Raw genomic sequence first — 20,325 nt, 5'->3', positions numbered from 1 at the left:
CACCTGCCGTGAAACCTGTCATCGCCCTGGTCGGCCGCCCCAACGTGGGCAAGTCCACCCTTTTCAACCGGCTCACCAAGAGCCGGGATGCGATCGTCGCGGATTTCGCCGGCCTCACGCGCGACCGCCACTACGGCGACGGCCGCCTCGGGGACCGCGAGTTCATCGTCATCGACACCGGCGGTTTCGAACCCGAAAAGCCCACCGGCGTGGTCGCCGAAATGGCCAAGCAGACCAAGCAGGCGGTCGCCGAAGCCGACGCCGTGGTCTTCGTGGTGGACGTGCGCAACGGGCTGTCGCCGCAGGACCATGACATCGCGCGCTACCTGCGCCAGGCCAACAAACGCGTGCTGCTGGCTGTGAACAAGGCCGAAGGCATGGCGGAGTCGCCCTTGCTGGCCGAGTTCCATGAGCTCGGCATGGGTGATCCGCATCCCATCTCCGCCGCACACGGCCAGGGCATCCGCAGCCTGCTCGAAGCCATCCTCGACCAGTTCGAGTTCGAGGAGGAGCCGGAGGAGGAAGACGAGGAGGGCGCGCCCATCCGCCTGGCGGTGGCGGGCCGGCCCAACGTGGGCAAGTCCACGCTCATCAACACCTGGCTGGGCGAAGAGCGCCTGATCGCCTTCGACATGCCGGGCACCACGCGCGACGCGATCAGCGTGCCCTTCGAGCGCCACGGCCGCAAGTTCCAGCTGATCGACACCGCCGGCCTGCGCCGCAAGGGCCGGGTGTTCGAGGCGATCGAGAAGTTCTCCGTCGTGAAGACGCTGCAGGCGATCGCCGACGCCAACGTGGTGGTGCTGCTGATCGATGCGGCCGAAGGCGTGAGCGACCAGGATGCCCACATCGCGGGCTACATCCTCGACGCAGGCCGGGCGGTGGTGATCGCCATCAACAAGTGGGATGCGGTGGACAGCTACCAGCGCGAAATGCTGGCGCGTTCGATCGAGACCCGGCTTGCCTTCCTGAAGTTCGCCCCCATCCTGCATATCTCGGCGCTGAAGCGGCAAGGCCTGGGGCCACTGTGGTCAGCGATCGCGGATGCGCATGCATCGGCCACCAAGAAGATGTCCACGCCGGTGCTCACCCGCTTGCTCCACGAAGCGGTGGAACACCAGGCGCCCAAGCGGGCAGGCATGTTCCGGCCGAAGCTGCGGTATGCCCACCAGGGCGGCATGAACCCGCCGGTGATCGTGATCCATGGCAACTCGCTGGAGCACGTGACCGACGCGTACAAGCGGTACCTTGAAGGGCGCTTCCGGGCGCACTTCCAGCTGGTGGGTACGCCGTTGCGCATCGAGATGAAATCGTCCCGCAATCCGTTCGACGAAAAGAGCGGTTGAGGGCCAATCCACCCGGTGTCGCGAACGCACCCCCTGTGTGTTAACGTGGCATTCTCCAGAACTTCGAACACGGAGCTATATCGTGAGCAATAAGGGCCAACTCCTACAAGACCCGTTTCTGAACCTGCTGCGCAAAGAGCATGTGCCGGTGTCGATCTACCTCGTCAACGGCATCAAGCTGCAGGGCCACATCGAATCCTTCGATCAATATGTGGTGCTGCTGCGCAATACCGTCACCCAGATGGTCTACAAGCACGCGATCTCCACCGTCGTGCCTGGCCGTGCGGTGAACTTCCACGCGTCAGACGCTCCTGAGCAGCCCTGACGCTCGCCGGTTGCGGCCGGCGGCTACCCTGCAGTCGTCCCCCATCTTGAATCCTCACGAGCCTCCGGTCCCGCCCCACCAGGGTGAGACCGCGCGTGCCGTCCTGGTTGGTGTCGAGATCGGCACCGACGCCTCCTTCGATCCCACCCTCGACGAGCTGGCGCTGCTGGCCGAATCGGCCGGCGACGAGGCGGTGGCGCGTGTGATCGCCCGCCGCAAGGCGCCGGATGCAGCCCTCTTCGTGGGCTCCGGCAAGGCCGATGAGATCAAGGCGCTGGTGCAGGAGCACCAGGCCCACGGTGTCATCTTCGACCAGGCCCTGTCGCCGGCGCAGCAGCGCAACCTGGAGCGCCACCTGGGTGTCCCCGTGGCCGACCGCACCGCGCTCATCCTCGAGATCTTTGCCGCCCGCGCCAAAAGCCACGAGGGCAAGCTGCAGGTGGAACTGGCCCGCCTGCAGTACCTGGCCACCCGCCTGGTGCGGCGATGGAGCCACCTGGAGCGCCAGCAGGGCGGCATTGGCACGCGCGGCGGCCCGGGGGAGGCGCAGATCGAGCTTGACCGCCGCATGATCGGTGAGCGCATCAAGACGGTGAAGCAGCGCCTGGAACGTGTGAAGCGCCAGCGCAACACGCAGCGCAAGGCGCGCGAGCGCAGCGGCGCCTACCGCGTGTCCCTGGTGGGCTACACCAATGCCGGCAAGTCCACGCTGTTCAATGCGCTGGTCAAGGCGCGCGCCTATGCGGCCAACCAGCTCTTTGCCACCCTGGACACCACCACCCGCTCGATGTACCTGGAGCAGGCGGGACGTTCGGTGTCGCTGTCGGACACCGTGGGTTTCATCCGCGACCTGCCGCACAAGCTGGTGGAGGCCTTTCGTGCCACCTTGCAGGAGGCGGCCGAGGCCGACCTGCTGCTGCACGTGGTGGACGCCTCCAGCCCGGCGTTGGCCGAGCAGCAGCAGGAGGTGGAACGCGTGCTGGCCGAGATCGACGCAGCCGAGGTGCCGCAGGTGCTGGTGTACAACAAGCTGGACCAGGTGCCGGCCGGGCAACGGCCGCGCGCCATGATCGACTGGGTGGAGCGCCCCTCGGGTGTGCGCGTGCCGCGCGTATGGGTGAGCGCGCTCGATGGCACCGGCCTCGATGTGTTGCGCGAGTGCATCGCCCAGCTCGCTTCCAGCGAAGGCTTGGCCGAACCGGCCGCCCAACATGACAACATAACGCCCGGCCACGGCGGCGACGAACTGCCGCGGCCCGACGAACACCTACCTCCACCTCTTCAGGCATGAGCACGCCCTTGCAAAAGAACCGCTTGCACACGCTGCTGCGTGGCCTCTGGCCGCGTCGCGCGACCGCCATCTACAACAACGGCGGCCGCAATGAAGGCCCGCCCGACCTGGATGAACTCTGGCGCGACTTCAACCGCAAGCTGAGCGGCCTGTTCGGCGGCCGCGGCGGCGGGCGCTCTGGTGGGGACGGTGGGGGCGGGCCGAGCTTCCAGCCCGACATGCGCAGTGCGGGCCTCGGCATCGGCCTGATCGCCGGCGTGGTGCTGCTGATCTGGCTGGGCAGCGGCTTCTTCATCGTGCAGGAAGGTCAGCAGGCTGTGGTCACCTCCTTCGGCCGCTACGCCTACACCTCGGACGCTGGTTTCCAGTGGCGCTTTCCGTATCCGTTCCAGCAGCATGAAACGGTGGCCGTGACGCAGCTGCGTTCCAAGGAGATCGGCAAGAACGCGGTGGTGCAGGCCACCGGGCTGCGCGACTCGTCCATGCTCACGCAGGACGAGAACATCGTCGACATCCGGTTCACGGTGCAGTTCAGGCTGAAGGATGCGCGTGCCTACCTGTTCGAGAACCGCAACCCGGACGATGCCATCGTGGAGCAGGCGGCCGAGTCGGCGGTGCGCGAAATCGTGGGCCGCAACAAGGTGGACTCGGTGCTCTATGAGCAGCGCGACGCACTGGCCGCGGACCTCAGCAAGTCCATCCAGGCCCAGCTCGACCGGCTGCGCGCCGGCATCATCGTGGTGAACGTGAACGTGCAGAACGTCCAGGTGCCCGAGCAGGTGCAGGCTGCGTTCAACGAGGCCTTCAAGGCCGGTGCCGACCGCGACCGTTTCAAGAACGAAGGCCAGGCCTACGCAAGCGACGTGATTCCCAAGGCACAGGGCACCGCTTCGCGGCTGCGCTCCGAGGCCGAGGCCTATCGCGCGCGGGTGGTGTCGCAGGCCGAAGGTGATGCCGAACGCTTCCGCTCGGTGCTCACCGAATACCAGAAGGCGCCGGGCGTGACGCGCGACCGCCTGTACATCGACACCATGCAGCAGGTCTACAGCAACGTCACCAAGGTGATGGTGGACACGCGCAACGGGTCCAATCTGCTCTACCTGCCGCTGGACAAGCTGCTCCAGCAAGGCGGTGCAACGGTCGCGCCGAGTGCGCCGGCCACCAGCGTGAACGACTCGGTGCCCGCTTCGGCCTCATCAGTGGACGTGCGCTCACGCGACAACCAGCGTGGCCGCGATCGTGAAGGCCGCTGAACTGCGACACGGAAAAACAAACACATGAACCGCATCGGATTCATCGTCGCCAGCGCGCTCATCGTGCTGATGCTGCTGGCCTCCACGCTCTTCATCGTCGACCAGCGCCAGGTGGCGGTGGTGTACGCGCTCGGCGAAATCAAGGAAGTGATCACCGAGCCCGGCCTGAAGGTGAAGTGGCCGCCGCCGTTCCAGAACGTCGTGTTCCTGGACAAGCGGGTGCAGACGCTGGACAGCCCGGAAACCCGCCCCATCTTCACCGCCGAGAAGCGCAGCCTGATCATCGACTGGCTGGTCAAGTGGCGCATCACCGAACCCCGGCAGTTCATCCGCAACAACGGCGTGGACATCCGCAACCTGGAAAGCCGGCTCAGCCCGGTGATCCAGGCCGCGTTCAACGAGGAGGTCACCCGCCGCACCGTGCGCAGCGTGCTGGCCACCGAGCGCGAGAAGGTGATGCAGGGCGTGCTGGCCCGCCTGGCCGATGAAGCCAAGTCGTTCGGTATCGAGATCGTCGACGTTCGCATCAAGCGCGTGGACTTCGTCGCCGACATCACCGATGCGGTGTATCGCCGCATGGAATCCGAGCGCAAGCAGGTGGCCAACGAACTGCGTTCCACCGGCCAGGCCGAGGGCGAGAAGATCCGCGCCGACGCCGACCGCCAGCGCGAGGTGATCATCGCCGAGGCCTACCGGGACGCGCAGAAGATCAAGGGCGAGGGTGATGCCAAGGCCTCCGCGCTGTACGCTGATTCCTTCGGGCGCGACCCCTCGTTCGCCAGGTTCTACCGCAGCCTGGAGGCCTACCGCGCCTCCTTCCGCAGCAAGTCCGATGTGATGGTGATGGACTCGAACAGCGATTTCCTGCGCGCCATGCGCGGCAGCGAGGCTGGCGCGGCGGCACCGGCAGGCCGCAAGTAGCCGCCGCTCGCCATGCTGGGATCCGCGGCGCTCACCGCGCTGGCGCTGATGCTCATCTTCGAAGGCGTGACGCCCTTCTTCACGCCGCGCGGATGGCGCGCGGTGCTGGAGCGGGTGTTGCGCCTGTCGGATGGCCAGATCCGCTTTCTCGGCCTGTGTAGCATGCTGATCGGGCTGGCGCTCCTGCTGCTGTTCGCCTGAGCCCGGCGGGGGCGGGTTTGCCCGCATCAGGCCGGTACAATGCCGTTTTCAATCCCCGGTGCATTTTCCATGTCGTCTGCTTGGCTGCTGCCCGAGCACATTGCCGATGTCCTGCCCGCCGAGGCGCGCCGCATCGAGGAGCTCCGTCGCAGCCTGCTCGATGTCGCGCGCGGCTACGGCTTCGAGCTGGTGATGCCGCCGCTGCTGGAGCACCTGGAGTCCCTGCTGTCCGGCACCGGGCATGAACTGGACCTCAAGACTTTCAAGCTGGTGGACCAGCTGAGCGGCCGCACGCTGGGCGTGCGGGCCGACACCACGCCACAGGTGGCGCGCATCGATGCGCACCTGCTCAATCGTGTCGGCGTGACGCGCCTGTGCTATTGCGGCCCGGTGCTGCACACCCGCCCGGACGGCCTGCACGCGACGCGCGAGCCGCTGCAGCTGGGTGCCGAAATCTACGGCCATGCCGGCCTGGAAGCAGACCTGGAGGTGCTGGAGTTGGCACTGGACAGCCTCAAGGCCGCCGGTGTGGGTGACGTGGTGCTGGATCTCGGTGATGCCCGCATCGTGCGCGGTGTGATGGCGAGCGTGCCGCTGGCGGGTGCACGGCTGGCGGAGCTGGTGGCTGCCCTGAGCAGCAAGGACGCCAGCGCGCTCGACGAGCTGTCGCGCGGTTTGCCTGAAGCCACCCGCGGCGCGCTCAAGCGCCTGCTGTCGCTGTATGGCGGGGATGATGTGCTCACCGCCGCGCGCCAGCAGCTGCCGCCCGATCCGCAGATTGCCGCCGCGCTGGATGACCTGGCATGGCTGCGCAGCCACCTTCAACGCGCCTACCCCGGCCTGAAGGTCGGTTTCGACCTGTCCGACCTCACCGGCTACGCCTACTACAGCGGCGCCCGTTTCGCGGTGTATGACACGCGTTCGTCCGATGCCCTGCTGCGGGGTGGCCGATACGACGAGGTGGGCGCGGTGTTCGGCCGCAAGCGGCCCGCCGTCGGGTTCAGCCTGGACTTGAAGGCACTGTCGGGCAGCGCCCCGGCCTGGCCGCTGCGCGCAGCGGTGCGCGCGCCTTGGGGCGAGCAGGCGGAACTGCGTTCGGCGGTGCGGCGCCTGCGCGAGCAGGGTGAAACCGTGGTCTGCATCCTGCCGGGCCATGAACACGAGGGCGACGAGTTCGCCTGCGACCGTGAACTGGTGGCCGACAACGGCCAATGGGTGGTGCGCGCCCTTTGAGCGCCGCACACCCGCAATTCTTTCCTTCAGGTTTACGCGACATGCAACAAGGCAACTCTTCTGCGCCCGGCCGCAATGTGGTCGTTGTGGGCACCCAATGGGGTGACGAAGGCAAAGGCAAGGTGGTCGACTGGCTGACCGACCACGCCCAGGGCGTGGTGCGCTTCCAGGGCGGCCACAACGCCGGCCACACGCTGGTCATCAAGGGCGTGAAGACGGCGCTGCAGCTCATTCCCTCGGGCATCATGCGCGAGGGCGTGGCCTGCTACATCGGCAACGGCGTGGTGGTTGATCCGACGCACCTGCTGTCGGAGATCGAGCGCCTGGAGGCGATCGGCCTGGATGTGCGCTCGCGCCTTTTCATCAGCGAGTCCTGTCCGCTGATCCTGCCCTTCCATGTGGAGGTGGACAAGGCGCGCGAGGCCCTGCGCGAGACCAGTGGCGCCGGCAAGATCGGCACCACCGGCAAGGGCATCGGCCCGGCCTATGAGGACAAGGTGGCGCGCCGTGCGCTGCGTGTGCAGGATCTCAAGCACCCCGAGCGCTTCGCGAAGAAACTGCGCGAGCTGCTGGAACTGCACAACTTCGCGCTGAGCGGGTACCTGAAGTCCAGGCCGCTGGAGTTCCAGCCGATCTTCGATTTGGCGATGAAGGTGGCCGAGCAGCTGAAGCCGATGATGGCCGACGTGGGCTACCGCATCCACACCGCCAGCCAGCAGGGCGCCAACATCCTGTTCGAAGGCGCGCAGGGCACCTTGCTGGACATCGACCACGGCACCTATCCGTATGTGACGTCCAGCAACTGCGTGGCGGGCAATGCCGCTGCAGGCGCAGGCGTGGGGCCGGACCAGCTGCACTACATCCTGGGCATCACCAAGGCCTACACCACGCGCGTGGGCAGCGGGCCGTTCCCCACCGAATTGCCGATCGACGACGCCGGCACGGTGGGCCATCACCTGTCCACCGTGGGGCAGGAGCGCGGCACGGTGACCGGCCGTGCACGCCGTTGCGGCTGGCTGGACGCCGCCGCACTCAAGCGATCCATCATCATCAACGGCATCTCTGGCCTGTGCATCACCAAGCTGGACGTGCTGGACGGCCTGAAGGAAATCCTGGTGTGCGTGGGCTACGAGCTGCACGGCCAGCGCATCGACATCCTGCCGCTGGACGCCGACGACATCGTGGCCTGCAAGCCGATCTACGAGACCTTCCCGGGCTGGACGGACAGCACGGTCGGCCTCACCAAGTGGGACGACTTGCCGCTGAACGCGCGCCGCTACCTGGAGCGCGTGCAATCATTGATCGGCGCACCGATCGACATGGTGTCCACCGGCCCCGACCGCGACCACACCATCCTGCTGCGCCACCCCTACAAAGCCTGAGAGACCAAGGCCCACACCATGCTCACCGACGACGGCAAGCACCTGTACGTATCCTGGGACGAGTACCACATGCTCATCGAGCGCCTGGCGCTCAAGGTGCACAACTCCGGCTGGGAGTTTGACCAGATCCTGTGCCTGGCGCGGGGTGGCATGCGCCCGGGCGATGTGCTCTCGCGCGTGTTCGACAAGCCGCTGGCCATCATGTCCACCAGCTCCTACCGCGCCGAAGCGGGCACCATCCAGGGCCGGTTGGACATGGCGAAGTACATCACCATGCCCAAGGGCGAACTCGCTGGCCGCGTGCTGCTGGTGGACGACCTGGCCGATTCCGGCGTGACGCTGCGCGCGGTGGTGGACCGGCTGCGCGGCATGCCCTCCATCAACGAACTGCGCTCGGCGGTGATCTGGACCAAGGGTGTGTCGAGCTACACACCGGACTACTTCGTGGAGCTGCTGCCCACCAGCCCGTGGATCCATCAGCCGTTTGAAGACTACGACAGCTTGCGCCCCGAAGGCCTGGCGAAGAAGTTCGCCATTTGACCGGTACAGTGCGGCCTGCTCATGCAGGCCTTTTCATTTCAACGCGCCATCAGCAGCACCCGCGGGCGCTGCCCTGCGGCTGCAGTGCCGCAGGGCGGGAACTGCGATTGCTGGCTGTGCTGCCGTTGGCACAAAGAAAAAGGCCAACGCGTTTGCGTTGGCCTTTTTCGTCTTCTGGTGCCCAGGAGAGGACTCGAACCTCCACGGAGTTACCCGCTAGTACCTGAAACTAGTGCGTCTACCAATTCCGCCACCTGGGCTTTTGTTCAGGTCACGTGTTTAACGTGAAGCTAGGATCATATCATCAAAAATAAAACGAACACAAGCGCCCCCGTGCTCGGCGCCGCTCTGATGAGCGAAGTGGAAGGCACAGTGCAGGGCCATCGCGACGGCCACGGTTTCGTGGTGCGCGACGATGGACAGGATGTGTACCTCTCGCCGCAGGAGATGCGCGCGGTGTTGCACCGCGACCGCGTGCGGGTGCGCATCGTGCGCTACGACCGCAAGGGCCGCCCCGAAGGCCGGGTGCTCGACATCCTCGAGCGCAAGAAGGCACCGATCATTGGCCGCCTGCTGCACGAGAGCGGTGTCTGGGTCGTCGCGCCGGAGGACCGGCGGTATGGCCATGACATCCTCATTCCCAAGAACGCCATTGCCAATGCCACGGCTGGCCAGGTGGTGGCGGTGGAACTCACCGAAACACCGTCGATGTATTCGCAGCCGGTGGGCCGGGTGACGGAGGTGCTGGGGGAGATCGACGACCCCGGCATGGAGATCGAGATCGCGGTGCGCAAGTACGAGGTGCCGCATCGCTTCTCGCCGGAGACCGTGGCGCAGGCCGCGGCGCTGCCGGACAAGATCCGCCCGGTCGACCGGCGCAGTCGCATCAACCTGACCGATGTGCCGCTGGTCACCATCGACGGCGAGGACGCACGCGACTTCGACGACGCCGTGTACTGCGAGCCGGTGAAAACCGGTCGCGGCAAGACGGCCTTCAGCGGCTGGCGCCTGGTGGTGGCGATCGCCGACGTGAGCCACTACGTGAAGCCGGGCGAGCCGCTGGACGACGATGCCTACGAGCGCGCCACCTCGGTGTACTTTCCGCGCCGCGTGATCCCCATGCTGCCGGAGAAGCTGTCCAACGGCCTGTGTTCGCTCAACCCCGAGCAGGACCGGCTGTCGATGGTGTGCGACATGCTGATCGATGCCGACGGCGAGATCCAGGCCTACCAGTTCTTCCCGGCGGTGATGTGCTCGCATGCGCGCTTCACCTACAACGAGGTGGCGGCCATCCTGTCGAACACACGCGGCCCCGAGGCGGCACGGCGCGCGGAGCTGGTGCCGCATCTGCTGAACCTCAACGACGTGTACCGCGCGCTGCTGAAAGGGCGCGCGCGGCGCGGGGCGGTGGACTTTGAAACCACCGAGACGCAGATCATCTGCGACGAAAACGGCCGCATCGAGAAGATCGTGCCGCGGGTGCGCACCGAGGCGCACAAGCTGATCGAGGAATCGATGCTCGCGGCCAACGTGTGCTCGGCCGACTTCATCGCGCGCCACCACCACCCGGCGCTGTACCGCGTGCACGAAGGCCCCACGCCCGAAAAGCTGCAACTGCTGCAGAACTACCTCAAGGCCATGGGCATCGGCATGGGTGTGAGCGACGATCCCAAGCCGGGCGAGTTCCAGGCGATCGCCCAGGCCACCAAGGAGCGGCCCGACGCAGCCCAGATCCACACCATGCTGCTGCGTTCCATGCAGCAGGCGATCTACACGCCGATCAACAGCGGCCACTTCGGCCTGGCCTACGAGGCCTACACGCACTTCACCAGCCCGATCCGGCGCTACCCGGACCTGCTGGTGCACCGTGTCATCAAGGCCATCCTCAATGGCAAGCGTTATCACCTGAGCACGGGCCACCTGGAAGACGCACCCAAGGTGCGCAAGGGCGGCAAGCCACCCAAGGTGCAGATCACCGAGGCCGAGGCCTGGGAAGCCGCCGGCGTGCATTGCAGCAGCAACGAGCGCCGTGCGGATGAGGCCTCGCGCGACGTGGAAGCATGGCTGAAGTGCCGCTACATGCGCGAGCACCTGGGCGAGGAGTTCGCAGGAACGGTGAGCGCGGTCACGACGTTCGGCCTGTTCGTGCAGCTCGATGCGCTGTATGTCGAAGGGCTGGTGCACATCACCGAGCTGGGTGGCGAGTACTACCGCTTCGACGAGGCGCGCCAGGAGCTGCGAGGCGAGCGCACTGGCATCCGCTACACGGTGGGTGCACGGGTGCGCGTGCAGGTCAGCCGGGTGGACCTGGATGGGCGCAAGATCGACTTCCGCATGGTGCGCGAAGGCGAGGCGGAGCGCTTGCTGGCCCGGGCGCAGCGCGACAAGGGCGTGGCGGGCAATGGCCGGGGCGACGGCAGCGCCGTGGAGGAACTGCACAGCCTGCAGAAGGCCGACCGGGCCGTGCGCAGCAATGCCCGGCGGGCTGCGGGGGCGGGCGCAAAGACCGGCCGCAGCGGCACACGCACCGCATCGGGCAGCGCCAAGACGGCGGCCAAGAGCAGCCGCAAGCGCCGCTGAAGCGGGTCAGCGGCGGGCGAGGATGGTGGCCTCGGCCACCATCGCGTCGATGAGGGTCGAGGCGGTCAGTGGCATGGCGCGTCCGGCCGCCTGCGCCGCATCGGCTGCCTGGCCATGCAGCCACGCAGCGCCAGCGCCCACCACCTGGGCCTCTGCGCTGGAATCGACGTCGGAGCGGGGCTGTTGCGACCACAGGCCCGCTGCCCAGCCAGCCAGCACGTCGCCAGTGCCGGCGCTCGCGAGCAGGGCGTTGCCGGTGGGGTTCACCTGCGGCGGCTGACCGGGGGCAGCACACACGCTGCCCGAGCCCTTGAGCAGCACGGCGCACGCCAGCCGATCGGCGAGGGCGGCGGCCGCCCGGAAGCGGTCTGCCTGCACTGTGGCGGCGTCGCAGCCCAGCAGACGGGCGGCTTCCAACGGATGCGGCGTCAGCAGCGTGGGCAGTCGCTGCGCATGTCGCCGGGCGAGCTGCTGTTGAAGCGAAGCGTCGGCGGCGATCGTATTCAGCGCATCGGCGTCCAGCACCAGGCGGGCGCTGTGTTCCAGCACTGCGAGCAGCACCGTGCCCACGGCGTTGCCGCCGCCGCAGCCACACACCACCGTGGACTTCGCCAGGTCCTGTGGTCGGCTCATCACCAGGCCCGGCCGGCACATCAGCTCCGGCGGACCGGCGAATCCGGCGTGGCCGCCCAGCAGGTCGAGATACACGCGGCCGGCCCCCGCGCACAGCGCCGCGCGCGCTGCCAGCCAGGCGGCACCTTCCATGCCGGTGGCGCCACCCACGACGACGGTGTCGCCGAAGCTGCCCTTGTGCTGCGCGTGACGACGCAGGGGCATCAACTCGGCCAGACCGTCGCTGCCGCTCAACCAGGCCTCGGCCGGCGCATCGGCTTGGTTACCCAGGTGTGACAACCACACCCGGCCGGCATGATCCCGCCCCAGGCCGGTGAACAGCCCGGGCTTGAGGCTCAGCAGGCACAAGGTGTGATCGGCGTGCACCACCGGGCCGCCGAGCAGGGCGCCGGTCTGCGCCTGAAGCCCGGAGGGCAGATCGACCGCGAGCACCGGGGCCTCGAGCCGGTTGAGCGCGTCGACCGCGGCGCCGATCTCGCCTTGCACCGGACGGTTGCTGCCCAGGCCGAGCAGCGCGTCGATGCCAAGCTCGCAAGCGCTGGTCGGGACGGCGGTGTGCTCGATAGGCACACCGGCCTGGCGGGCGCGCTCGTAGGCATCGCGGGCGTCCGGAGGCAAACGCTCGGGCGCTGCCAGCAAGCTCACGCTCACCCGCTTGCCGGCGGCTTGCAGCGCGATGGCGGCTTGCAGGCCGTCGCCACCATTGTTGCCCGGGCCGGCCGCAATCCAGATGTGCTGCGCGTGCGGGGCGACCGCGAGTGCCAGGCGGGCCACGGCGGTGCCCGCACGGTGCATCAGCGTGTGCGGCGGCAGGCCGGCCAGGCTGGCTTGTTCGATGGCCCGCGAGGCGGCCAGCCCATGCAGCGGCCAGGACGTCGCCGTGCCAGGCAGGACAGGAACCGGAGGAGCCAGTACCGAGGGCATCGGTGCATTCTGCCGCCGGCGCGTCGGTGCAGGAGGCGGTGTCAGCGCAGACGCTCGATGCCCAAGCCCTCGGTGTCCACGGCGGGTGCGCGGCCTGCGATGCGGTCGGCCAGCAGGCGGGCCGAACCGCAGGACAAGGCCCAGCCGCTGGACCCGTGGCCGAGGTTCAGCCACACCCCGGGCGCGCCGCTGGGGCCCAGCACGGGCGGCCCGTCGGGCAGCATCGGCCGCGCGCCTTTCCAGCGCTGGGCTCGCCCCACCTGCGCCGCGCCGGGAAACCAGTCGTGCAACACGCGGTACAGGGTGGCGAATGCGGCGTCCGACTGCTGCTGCAGCGAGCCGCCGAGTTCAGCGCTGCCGGCCACCCGCAGGCGCTGGCCGAGGCGGCTGATGGCGACCTTGTAGCGCTCGTCCATCAGCGCCGCCCGCGGGCCCAGGCGCAGTTCGATCTCGCGCTGGCGCAGCGGTGCGGTGATGGAGTAGCCATGCACCGGCGCGAGCGGCAACTCGACGCCCAGTGGCCGCAGCAGCGACACGCTGTCGAGCGCGGCACACACCACCACCGCATCGAAGCGCTCGTCGACCGGGTCGGAGTCGCTCTCCGTGCTGGCCGGCGAGGTGCTCGCGCTGCTGTCCACCAGCGTCGATGCGGCATGGCTGGCGGTGGCCTGGTGGCGCAGTGTCACGCTGTGCCCGGGTTCGATGGCCAGCACGCGTCGATGAAACTCGAACTGCGCGCCCAGGCGCTGCGCCTCCGCCTTCAGCAGATGGGCGAACTGGCGGCAGTTGCCCACCTCGTCTTCGGGCAGGTGGATGGCCGCGTGCAGCGGCGTCTCGGCGTTGAGGCCCGGCTCGATGCGGTAGCAGGCGGCAGCGTCGGCCAGCGCAAACGGCACTTGCAGGTTTTCCAGCAGGCGCAAACCGGGCTCGGCCAGGGCGAGGTCGCGTTCGGTGCGCAGCAGCACCAGGCAACCCTTGGCCTGCTCGTAGTCGAGCTGCAGCGCTTCGGTAAGGCCGCGCAGCCGATCCTGGCTGTAGCGGGCCAGGCGGAACATGCGCCCGCGGTTGAGCTCGTAGCTGGCCGGGTTGCAGGCGCGCCACCAGCGCCACACCCAGCGCAGCAAGGCGGCGTCCGGCCAGCCGCCCAGGCGTACGGGGGCGTGGCGGCTGAACAGGTGGCGCAGCACCTTGGCCGGCATGCCGGGGGCGGCCCACGGGGTGACGTAACCCGGCGCCACCAGCCCCGCGTTGGCGAAGCTGGTTTCCGCGCCGACGCTGCCGCGACGCTCGAACACGGTCACCTCGTGGCCGTCGCTGCTCAGTTCGTAGGCCGTCGTGACGCCGATGATGCCGGCGCCTATCACTGCAACGCGCATGGTGTCAGGCTTCTTCCAGCGCGGCTTCGATCGCCAGGGCGCTGCTCAGCACCTCATCGTCGTGATGGCCGGCATGCCAGACCATCAGCCCCACCGGCAGCTCGCCTTCGGCGTGGCAGGGGAGGGACAGGGCGCAGCCGTCCAGCAGGTTCACCACCGAGGGGTTGCGCAACAGCAGCGCGTTGGTGCGAAAGAAGTGGTCGTCGCTGTCCAGCAAGGGCTGCAACGGCGGCGCCACCATCGGCACGGTGGGCGAAAGCATGGCGTGGAAGCCAGCCATCGCGCGGCCCGCCTCGGCGATCCATGCGCGGCGCGCCGCGTGTAGGTCCAGGTAGTCAGCCGCGCTGATGGCTTCGCCCCGCCGTATACGGGTGGCCACGCGGGGGTCGTAGCGGTGGCCGTCGCGCAGCAGCCGCTCTCGGTGCCAGGCCCAGCTTTCAGCGGCCGCAAAACCGCCATTGGCCTGCAGGCGGGTCAGCTCCTCCAGCGAAGGCAGCGGCAGGTCCACCAGTTGGGCCCCCTGGTCGCGCAACCGACGCAGCGTGCGTTCGAACGCCGCTGCCACGGTGGGCTCCAGCGCTTCCAGCAGGCTGCCTTGCGGCACCCCCAGCCGGGTGGCTGACAACGGCCGGTTCACCAGGCGCACCGTGCGGGCCGCCAGTACTTCATGCAGGCGCACCGCGTCGCGCACCGTGAGCGTGATGGCGCAGCTGGTGTCCAGGGTGGGTGACAGCGGCAGGCATCCTTCGTTGGACGTGAGCGCCTGCGTGTTCTTGAAGCCGACCAGGCCTTGCAGGGCCGCCGGGATGCGGATGGAGCCACCGGTGTCCGAGCCGAGCGCGGCCCAGGCGGCGCCGGTGGCGACCGACACCGCAGCGCCGGAGCTGGAACCGCCGGGGACGCGGGCCAACGGATCCAGCGGGGCCGTGACCGGATTGGCCGGTGTGCCATGGTGCGGATTGATGCCGACGCCGGAGAAAGCGAACTCCGTCATGTTGGTGTGGCCCACCAGTGCTGCGCCCGCGGCGCGCAGGCGGGCGACCATGGCCGAGTCCTGCCGCGCGGGCGCCGTATCCGCCAGCACCAGCGATCCGGCCGTGGTGGCAGCGCCGGCCATGTTGAACAGGTCCTTCACCGACACCGCCAAGCCCGCCAGCGGGGGGACCGGCCCACCTGCTGCGCGCAGCGCGTCGACCGCAGCCGCCGCCGCTTCGGCCTGAGCCTCGAAGCGGCGGATGAAGGTATGGCGGTTCGCTGGCAGGGCTGCTGCGGCCTGGGCCTGGCGCAGCGCGTCCTGCGCGGTGAGCTGGCCGGTCGCCACGGCGCTGGCCGCCGCACAGAGATCGAGGGTCATGCCGGGTGCTATACTCTTTGGGTTTATCTCAAGCGCAACGGCTTTGAAAGCCCGAGCGACGATAGACAAATCGCGAACCCGGCTGCATCAAAGGTGTCGCAACCGCGGGAACACAGGAGTTCCGCGAGCTGCGATTTCAAGCCGGATTTTAGAACCAACCTTGGAGTTCTCCATGTCCGTCACCATGCGTGAAATGCTGGAAGCCGGTGTCCATTTCGGACACCAAACGCGCTTCTGGAACCCGAAGATGGCCCCGTTCATTTACGGCCATCGGAACAAGATCCACATCATCAACCTCGAAAAGACGCTGCCGAAGTTCGAGGAAGCGATGAAGTTCGTGCGCCAGCTGAGCAGCCGCCGCGGCACGATCCTGATGATCGGCACCAAGCGCCAGGCGCGCGAAGTGATCGCCCAGGAAGCCCAGCGCGCCGGTATGCCCTATGTCGACCAGCGCTGGCTCGGCGGCATGCTGACCAACTTCAAGACGGTCAAGGGTTCGCTGAAGAAGCTCAAGGACATGCAGGCGCAGATCGAGGCCGGCACCGAGCCGTCGATCAAGAAGGAAGCGCTGATGTTCCAGCGCGAGATCGCCAAGCTCGAAAAGGACATCGGCGGCATCCAGGACATGAACGCGCTGCCCGACGCGCTGTTCGTCATCGACGTGGGCTACCACAAGATCGCCATCGCCGAAGCCAAGAAGCTGGGCATCCCGGTGGTGGGCATCGTCGACTCCAACCACTCGCCGGAAGGCATCGACTACGTGATCCCCGGCAACGACGACTCGGCCAAGGCCGTGGCGCTGTATGCCCGCGCCGTCGCTGACGCCGTGCTGGAAGGCAAGGCCAACGCCACGCAAGAAGTGGTGCAGGCCGCCACCGGCAGCGACGAGTTCGTCGAGGTCAACGAAGCCTGATTGCGATCCTCCCCGGATCCGGAACGAGGGGCTGATTCAGCCCCTTTTTTCCAAGCCCCCTGAACAAATCCGGCCGATTCCGCACAAAACGGGTCGCGCCGACGAGCAAGGAGAACACACGATGCCTGCAATCACCGCCAGCATGGTCGCCGAACTGCGCGCCAAGACCGACGCCCCGATGATGGAGTGCAAGAAGGCCCTCACCGAGGCCGAAGGCGACATGGAGCGCGCCGAAGAGATCCTGCGTGTCAAGCTGGGCAACAAGGCCGGCAAGGCCGCTTCCCGCATCACCGCCGAAGGCGTGATCGCCGCCGTGGTGAACGGAAGCACCGGCGCGCTGGTGGAGGTCAACTGCGAGACCGACTTCGTCTCCAAGAACGACTCCTTCCTGGCGTTCGTCAAGTCGGTGGCCCAGCTGATCGCCGACAACAACCCGGCTGACGTGGCCGCCATCGGCGCCTACCCGCTGTCGCAAGACGGTTTCGGCCCGACGGTGGAAGACGTGCGCAAGGGCCTGATCGGCAAGATCGGCGAAAACATGTCCATCCGCCGCTTCAAGCGTTATGCCGGCGGCGGCAAGCTCGCCAGCTACCTGCACGGCACCCGCATCGGCGTGGTGGTGGAGTTCGAAGGTGACGACGTGGCCGCCAAGGATGTGGCCATGCACGTGGCGGCCATGAAGCCGGTGGCCCTGTCCACCGCCGACGTGTCGCCCGAGCTGATCGACAAGGAACGCAAGATCGCCGCCGAGAAGGCCGCCGAATCCGGCAAGCCGGCCGAGATCGTGAACAAGATGGTCGAAGGCTCGGTGCAGAAGTTCCTGAAGGAAGTGTCGCTGCTGAACCAGACCTTCGTGAAGAACGACAAGCAGACTGTCGAGCAGATGCTCAAGGCCGCCAGCACCACGGTGAAGGGCTTCACCCTGTACGTGGTGGGCGAGGGCATCGAGAAGAAGGTCGACGACTTCGCCGCGGAAGTGGCCGCGCAGGTGGCCGCTGCCAAGGGGCAGTAAGCACACCAAGGGGCGCTGCGGCGCCCCTTTAAACTCCGACATTGACACGAGCACGACCCCTGGGAGAACACCGCATGCCGATGCACAAGCGCATCCTGCTCAAACTGTCCGGCGAAGCGCTGATGGGCGATGACGCCTACGGCATCAATCGCGCCACCATCGTCCGCATGGTGAAGGAAGTGCAGGAGGTGACGCAGCTCGGCTGTGAGGTGGCGGTGGTCATCGGCGGCGGCAACATCTTCCGCGGCGTGGCCGGCGGTTCGGTGGGCATGGACCGCGCCACCGCCGACTACATGGGCATGCTGGCCACGGTGATGAACGCCCTGGCGCTGGCCGACACCATGCGCCAGGAAGGCATGACGGCCCGGGTGATGTCCGCCATCGCGATCGACCAGGTGGTGGAGTCCTATGTGCGGCCCAAGGCGCTGCAGTACCTGGAAGAAGGCAAGGTCGTCGTCTTCGCGGCCGGCACGGGCAATCCGTTCTTCACCACCGACACCGCCGCCGCCCTGCGCGGCGCGGAAATGGGCGCCGAAATCGTGCTCAAGGCCACCAAGGTGGACGGGGTGTACACGGCCGATCCCAAGAAGGACAGCGCCGCCACGCGCTACGCCACCATCAGTTTCGACGAAGCGATTGCGAAGAACCTGCAGGTGATGGACGCCACCGCGTTTGCGCTGTGCCGTGACCAGAAGCTGCCGATCAAGGTGTTTTCCATCTTCAAGCCCGGCGCGTTGAAGCGTGTGGTGCTCGGTGAAGACGAGGGCACCCTGGTTCACGTTTGAGGAGATTGTTATGGACCCCCACGCTCACATTCGTTCGCTGCCCCCCGAGGGGGCGCCTGCCCGCCTTGAGACGGCTCTGCGGAGGGCAGCATGACCATTGCCGACATCAAGAACACGGCCCAGGCCAAGATGGCCAAATCGGTCGAGGCCTTCAAGACCGAGCTGCAGAAGATCCGCACCGGCCGAGCCCACCCGGGCATCCTGGACCAGGTGCACGTGGACTACTACGGCTCCATGGTGCCGATCAGCCAGGTGGCCAACGTGTCGCTGCTGGATGCACGCACCATCAGCGTGCAGCCCTGGGAAAAGGGCATGGGCCAGAAGATCGAGAAGGCCATCCGCGAGTCGGACCTCGGCTTGAACCCCGCAGCCCAGGGTGACCTGCTGCGCGTACCGATGCCGCCGCTGACTGAAGAGCGCAGGCGCGACCTCACCAAGGTGGTCCGCCATGCCGGCGAAGACGCCAAGGTGGCCGTGCGCAACTTGCGCCGCGATGCCAACGAGCACTTGAAGAAGCTGCTGAAGGACAAGCTGGCCACCGAGGACGAAGAGCGCCGCGCGCAAGACGACGTGCAAAAGCTCACCGACCGCACCGTCGCCGAAATCGACAAGCTGATTGCCGCCAAGGAAGCGGAAATCCTCGCGGTCTGAACGGGCGAAAAGCTTGTCCTCTTCAGCTGTGAACGGTGCGGACATTCCGCGCCACGTCGCCATCGTGATGGACGGCAACGGGCGCTGGGCCAAGAAGCGCTTCATGCCGCGTTTCTTCGGCCACAAGCAGGGCGTGGATGCCCTGGTGCGCACGGTGCAGGCCTGCGCCGACCGCGGCATCGAATACCTCACCGTCTTCGCCTTTTCGTCCGAGAACTGGAAGCGCCCCACCGAGGAAGTGTCCGGCCTGATGGGCCTGGTGCTGGTGGCGGTGTCCAAGTACCTGACCAAGCTGGCGAAGGAAGGTGTGCGCATCCGCATCGTGGGGGACCGCGACGCGGTGTCCGACAAGGTGCGCGAGGCCTGGAACCAGGCCGAGAGCGCCACCGCGCACAACACGCGCATCACCTTGTCGGTGGCCTTCAACTACGGTGGGCGCTGGGACGTGGTGCAGGCGTGCCGCCAGGCCATGCGCGCCGGCGTGGCGCCCGAGGCGCTGGATGAGACGACGCTGAGCCGCTTCATGGCCATGAGCTACGCGCCCGACCCCGATCTCTTTATCCGCACCGGCGGCGAGGTGCGCGTAAGCAACTTCCTGCTCTGGCAGGTGGCGTACTCCGAATTCGTGTTCACCGACTGCCTGTGGCCCGACTTCGGCGAGGCCGAACTCGACAGCGCGCTGCGCTCGTTTGCCGCCCGCGACCGCCGGTTCGGCGCTGTTCCCACCGGCCAGCCCGTGGCCGAGAACTCCATTTGAGGCCAGCATGCTGAAGCAGCGCGTGATCACCGCCCTCGTGCTGCTCGCCGTGTTGCTGCCTGCCCTGTTCGCCCCCATGGTGTGGCCCTTTGCTGCCTTGACGCTGGTGGGTATCGCGGCGGCCGGCTGGGAATGGGCGCGCCTGAACCAGCTTCCCGGTGCCGCTGCGGTGGGCAGCGGGCTGTTGGTGGCCGCGGCCTGTGGGGCGGCGTGGGCGCTGGGCTGGACCGTCGCTGCACCGTCGGGCACTTGGTGGGTGGTGGCCGCGCTCTGGCTGGTGGCCGGGCCGTTGGCGCTGCGTGCCGGGCCCTCCGGCTGGCCCAAGGTGCCACGCCTGCTGCGCTGGCTGATTGGTTGCGTGGCGCTGTGGGCGGCCTGGCTGGCCTTGAGCCACGCCAAGGCCAACGGCGTGAATTTCCTGCTGTCGGTGTTCTGCCTGGTGTGGGCGGCGGATATTGCGGCCTATTTCGGCGGCCGGGCCTTCGGCAAGCGCAAACTTGCACCCTCCATCAGCCCGGGCAAGAGCTGGGAAGGGGTGTGGAGCGGCATGGCCGGCGTGCTGGTGCTGGCGCTGGCCTGGATGGCGCTGGACCGGCAGTTGCCCGCCGAGTCGGCCAGCCTCTTCACGCAGCTGGCCGGCACCTGGGGGCTGGGCGGCATGCTGGGCAGCCTGCTGGTGCTGGCCGCCATGAGCGTGGTGGGTGATCTGTTCGAATCCCTGGTCAAGCGTGCCGCCGGCGCCAAGGACTCCAGCCAGCTGCTGCCCGGCCATGGCGGGGTGCTGGATCGCATCGACGCCCTCTTGCCGGTGTTTCCGATCGCGCTCGCCCTGGCGCTCGCCTGATTTC

General features: G+C 67.6%; 19 protein-coding genes and 1 tRNA gene. 16 read left to right on the top strand and 4 right to left on the bottom strand.

The window, feature by feature from the left end; all coding sequences use genetic code 11:
* Positions 1 to 8: 8 nt before the first annotated feature.
* The 9 genes from der to VPH43_RS08090 all read left to right on the top strand — a co-directional run bounded on the left by der (position 9) and on the right by VPH43_RS08090 (position 8,492).
* Entirely contained in the window at positions 9 to 1,346 is a 1,338-nt protein-coding gene (gene der, locus VPH43_RS08130; protein ID WP_328577177.1) for a ribosome biogenesis GTPase Der, read from the top strand.
* 82 nt (positions 1,347 to 1,428) lie between these two features.
* A complete protein-coding gene (gene hfq, locus VPH43_RS08125) occupies positions 1,429 to 1,671 on the top strand; it encodes an RNA chaperone Hfq (protein WP_328577176.1) in 243 nt (80 codons plus the stop codon).
* A 46-nt stretch (positions 1,672 to 1,717) separates the two neighbouring features.
* On the top strand, positions 1,718 to 2,962 hold the full coding sequence (hflX, locus tag VPH43_RS08120; protein ID WP_328577175.1) for a GTPase HflX: 1,245 nt from the start codon (positions 1,718 to 1,720) through the stop codon (positions 2,960 to 2,962).
* Positions 2,959 to 4,215 carry an FtsH protease activity modulator HflK gene (gene hflK / locus VPH43_RS08115; RefSeq protein ID WP_442909238.1) on the top strand — a complete coding sequence of 419 codons (1,257 nt, stop codon included), beginning with the start codon at positions 2,959 to 2,961 and terminating at the stop codon, positions 4,213 to 4,215. The genes hflX and hflK overlap by 4 nt, the downstream gene beginning before the upstream one ends.
* A 24-nt stretch (positions 4,216 to 4,239) precedes the next feature.
* Entirely contained in the window at positions 4,240 to 5,136 is an 897-nt protein-coding gene (gene hflC, locus VPH43_RS08110; RefSeq protein WP_328577174.1) for a protease modulator HflC, read from the top strand.
* A 12-nt stretch (positions 5,137 to 5,148) separates the two neighbouring features.
* The gene (locus VPH43_RS08105) at positions 5,149 to 5,337 is read left to right on the top strand and encodes a DUF2065 domain-containing protein (protein WP_328577173.1); all 189 of its coding nucleotides are present in this window, start codon (positions 5,149 to 5,151) and stop codon (positions 5,335 to 5,337) included.
* A gap of 69 nt (positions 5,338 to 5,406) precedes the next feature.
* Positions 5,407 to 6,570, top strand: coding sequence for an ATP phosphoribosyltransferase regulatory subunit (locus tag VPH43_RS08100; RefSeq protein WP_328577172.1), 1,164 nt, complete (start codon positions 5,407 to 5,409; stop codon positions 6,568 to 6,570).
* A gap of 41 nt (positions 6,571 to 6,611) precedes the next feature.
* Positions 6,612 to 7,952 carry an adenylosuccinate synthase gene (locus tag VPH43_RS08095; RefSeq protein ID WP_328577171.1) on the top strand — a complete coding sequence of 447 codons (1,341 nt, stop codon included), beginning with the start codon at positions 6,612 to 6,614 and terminating at the stop codon, positions 7,950 to 7,952.
* Positions 7,953 to 7,970: 18 nt separating this feature from the next.
* Positions 7,971 to 8,492, top strand: a complete 522-nt coding sequence (locus VPH43_RS08090) for a phosphoribosyltransferase (protein WP_328577170.1) — start codon at positions 7,971 to 7,973, stop codon at positions 8,490 to 8,492.
* Positions 8,493 to 8,667: 175 nt separating this feature from the next.
* On the opposite strand, the gene VPH43_RS08085 is transcribed toward VPH43_RS08090, so the two are convergent.
* A tRNA-Leu gene (locus VPH43_RS08085) sits at positions 8,668 to 8,752 on the bottom strand.
* A gap of 91 nt (positions 8,753 to 8,843) precedes the next feature.
* Between VPH43_RS08085 and rnr the strand changes: the two genes are divergently transcribed.
* Entirely contained in the window at positions 8,844 to 11,072 is a 2,229-nt protein-coding gene (gene rnr, locus VPH43_RS08080) for a ribonuclease R (RefSeq protein ID WP_442909246.1), read from the top strand.
* 6 nt (positions 11,073 to 11,078) lie between these two features.
* Here rnr and VPH43_RS08075 read toward each other — a convergent pair whose 3' ends face one another.
* The 3 genes from VPH43_RS08075 to VPH43_RS08065 are packed head-to-tail and all read right to left on the bottom strand — an operon-like array spanning position 11,079 to position 15,359.
* Positions 11,079 to 12,629 carry an NAD(P)H-hydrate dehydratase gene (locus VPH43_RS08075; RefSeq protein WP_328577168.1) on the bottom strand — a complete coding sequence of 517 codons (1,551 nt, stop codon included), beginning with the start codon at positions 12,627 to 12,629 and terminating at the stop codon, positions 11,079 to 11,081.
* A 41-nt stretch (positions 12,630 to 12,670) separates the two neighbouring features.
* On the bottom strand, positions 12,671 to 14,005 hold the full coding sequence (locus VPH43_RS08070) for an FAD-dependent oxidoreductase (RefSeq protein ID WP_328577167.1): 1,335 nt from the start codon (positions 14,003 to 14,005) through the stop codon (positions 12,671 to 12,673).
* Positions 14,006 to 14,009: 4 nt separating this feature from the next.
* Positions 14,010 to 15,359, bottom strand: a complete 1,350-nt coding sequence (locus VPH43_RS08065; RefSeq protein WP_328577166.1) for an amidase — start codon at positions 15,357 to 15,359, stop codon at positions 14,010 to 14,012.
* 172 nt (positions 15,360 to 15,531) lie between these two features.
* On the opposite strand from VPH43_RS08065, the gene rpsB reads away from it, so the two are divergent.
* The 6 genes from rpsB to VPH43_RS08035 all read left to right on the top strand — a co-directional run bounded on the left by rpsB (position 15,532) and on the right by VPH43_RS08035 (position 20,321).
* A complete protein-coding gene (rpsB, locus tag VPH43_RS08060) occupies positions 15,532 to 16,272 on the top strand; it encodes a 30S ribosomal protein S2 (RefSeq protein WP_328577165.1) in 741 nt (246 codons plus the stop codon).
* A gap of 121 nt (positions 16,273 to 16,393) precedes the next feature.
* Complete coding sequence (gene tsf / locus VPH43_RS08055; RefSeq protein WP_328577164.1) at positions 16,394 to 17,284, top strand: translation elongation factor Ts; 891 nt, start codon at positions 16,394 to 16,396, stop codon at positions 17,282 to 17,284.
* 74 nt (positions 17,285 to 17,358) lie between these two features.
* Positions 17,359 to 18,069 (top strand): UMP kinase, encoded by a 711-nt coding sequence (gene pyrH, locus VPH43_RS08050; RefSeq protein ID WP_328577163.1) that lies wholly within the window; start codon positions 17,359 to 17,361, stop codon positions 18,067 to 18,069.
* 90 nt (positions 18,070 to 18,159) lie between these two features.
* On the top strand, positions 18,160 to 18,720 hold the full coding sequence (gene frr, locus VPH43_RS08045; protein WP_328577162.1) for a ribosome recycling factor: 561 nt from the start codon (positions 18,160 to 18,162) through the stop codon (positions 18,718 to 18,720).
* 13 nt (positions 18,721 to 18,733) lie between these two features.
* The gene (gene uppS, locus VPH43_RS08040; protein WP_328577161.1) at positions 18,734 to 19,477 is read left to right on the top strand and encodes a polyprenyl diphosphate synthase; all 744 of its coding nucleotides are present in this window, start codon (positions 18,734 to 18,736) and stop codon (positions 19,475 to 19,477) included.
* A 7-nt stretch (positions 19,478 to 19,484) separates the two neighbouring features.
* Positions 19,485 to 20,321, top strand: a complete 837-nt coding sequence (locus VPH43_RS08035; RefSeq protein WP_328577160.1) for a phosphatidate cytidylyltransferase — start codon at positions 19,485 to 19,487, stop codon at positions 20,319 to 20,321.
* Positions 20,322 to 20,325 lie beyond the last annotated feature (4 nt).

Origin of the sequence: Ideonella sp. BN130291 (assembly GCF_036231905.1) — a bacterium.
GTDB lineage: Bacteria > Pseudomonadota > Gammaproteobacteria > Burkholderiales > Burkholderiaceae_C > CAMLIZ01.
The sequence above is the reverse complement of the archived record's forward strand: the minus strand, read 5'-3'. Positions and strand labels throughout refer to the sequence as shown.

Bases quoted from the DNA above. Each gene is read 5' to 3' on its own strand.
- hflK (WP_442909238.1), top strand. From the start codon at position 2,959: ATGAGCACGCCCTTGCAAAAGAACCGCTTGCACACGCTGCTGCGTGGC.
- hflC (WP_328577174.1), top strand. From the start codon at position 4,240: ATGAACCGCATCGGATTCATCGTCGCCAGCGCGCTCATCGTGCTGATG.
- VPH43_RS08105 (WP_328577173.1), top strand. From the start codon at position 5,149: ATGCTGGGATCCGCGGCGCTCACCGCGCTGGCGCTGATGCTCATCTTC.
- VPH43_RS08100 (WP_328577172.1), top strand. From the start codon at position 5,407: ATGTCGTCTGCTTGGCTGCTGCCCGAGCACATTGCCGATGTCCTGCCC.
- VPH43_RS08095 (WP_328577171.1), top strand. From the start codon at position 6,612: ATGCAACAAGGCAACTCTTCTGCGCCCGGCCGCAATGTGGTCGTTGTG.
- VPH43_RS08090 (WP_328577170.1), top strand. From the start codon at position 7,971: ATGCTCACCGACGACGGCAAGCACCTGTACGTATCCTGGGACGAGTAC.
- rnr (WP_442909246.1), top strand. From the start codon at position 8,844: ATGAGCGAAGTGGAAGGCACAGTGCAGGGCCATCGCGACGGCCACGGT.
- VPH43_RS08075 (WP_328577168.1), bottom strand. From the start codon at position 12,629: ATGCCCTCGGTACTGGCTCCTCCGGTTCCTGTCCTGCCTGGCACGGCG.
- VPH43_RS08070 (WP_328577167.1), bottom strand. From the start codon at position 14,005: ATGCGCGTTGCAGTGATAGGCGCCGGCATCATCGGCGTCACGACGGCC.
- VPH43_RS08065 (WP_328577166.1), bottom strand. From the start codon at position 15,359: ATGACCCTCGATCTCTGTGCGGCGGCCAGCGCCGTGGCGACCGGCCAG.
- rpsB (WP_328577165.1), top strand. From the start codon at position 15,532: ATGTCCGTCACCATGCGTGAAATGCTGGAAGCCGGTGTCCATTTCGGA.
- tsf (WP_328577164.1), top strand. From the start codon at position 16,394: ATGCCTGCAATCACCGCCAGCATGGTCGCCGAACTGCGCGCCAAGACC.
- pyrH (WP_328577163.1), top strand. From the start codon at position 17,359: ATGCCGATGCACAAGCGCATCCTGCTCAAACTGTCCGGCGAAGCGCTG.
- frr (WP_328577162.1), top strand. From the start codon at position 18,160: ATGACCATTGCCGACATCAAGAACACGGCCCAGGCCAAGATGGCCAAA.
- VPH43_RS08035 (WP_328577160.1), top strand. From the start codon at position 19,485: ATGCTGAAGCAGCGCGTGATCACCGCCCTCGTGCTGCTCGCCGTGTTG.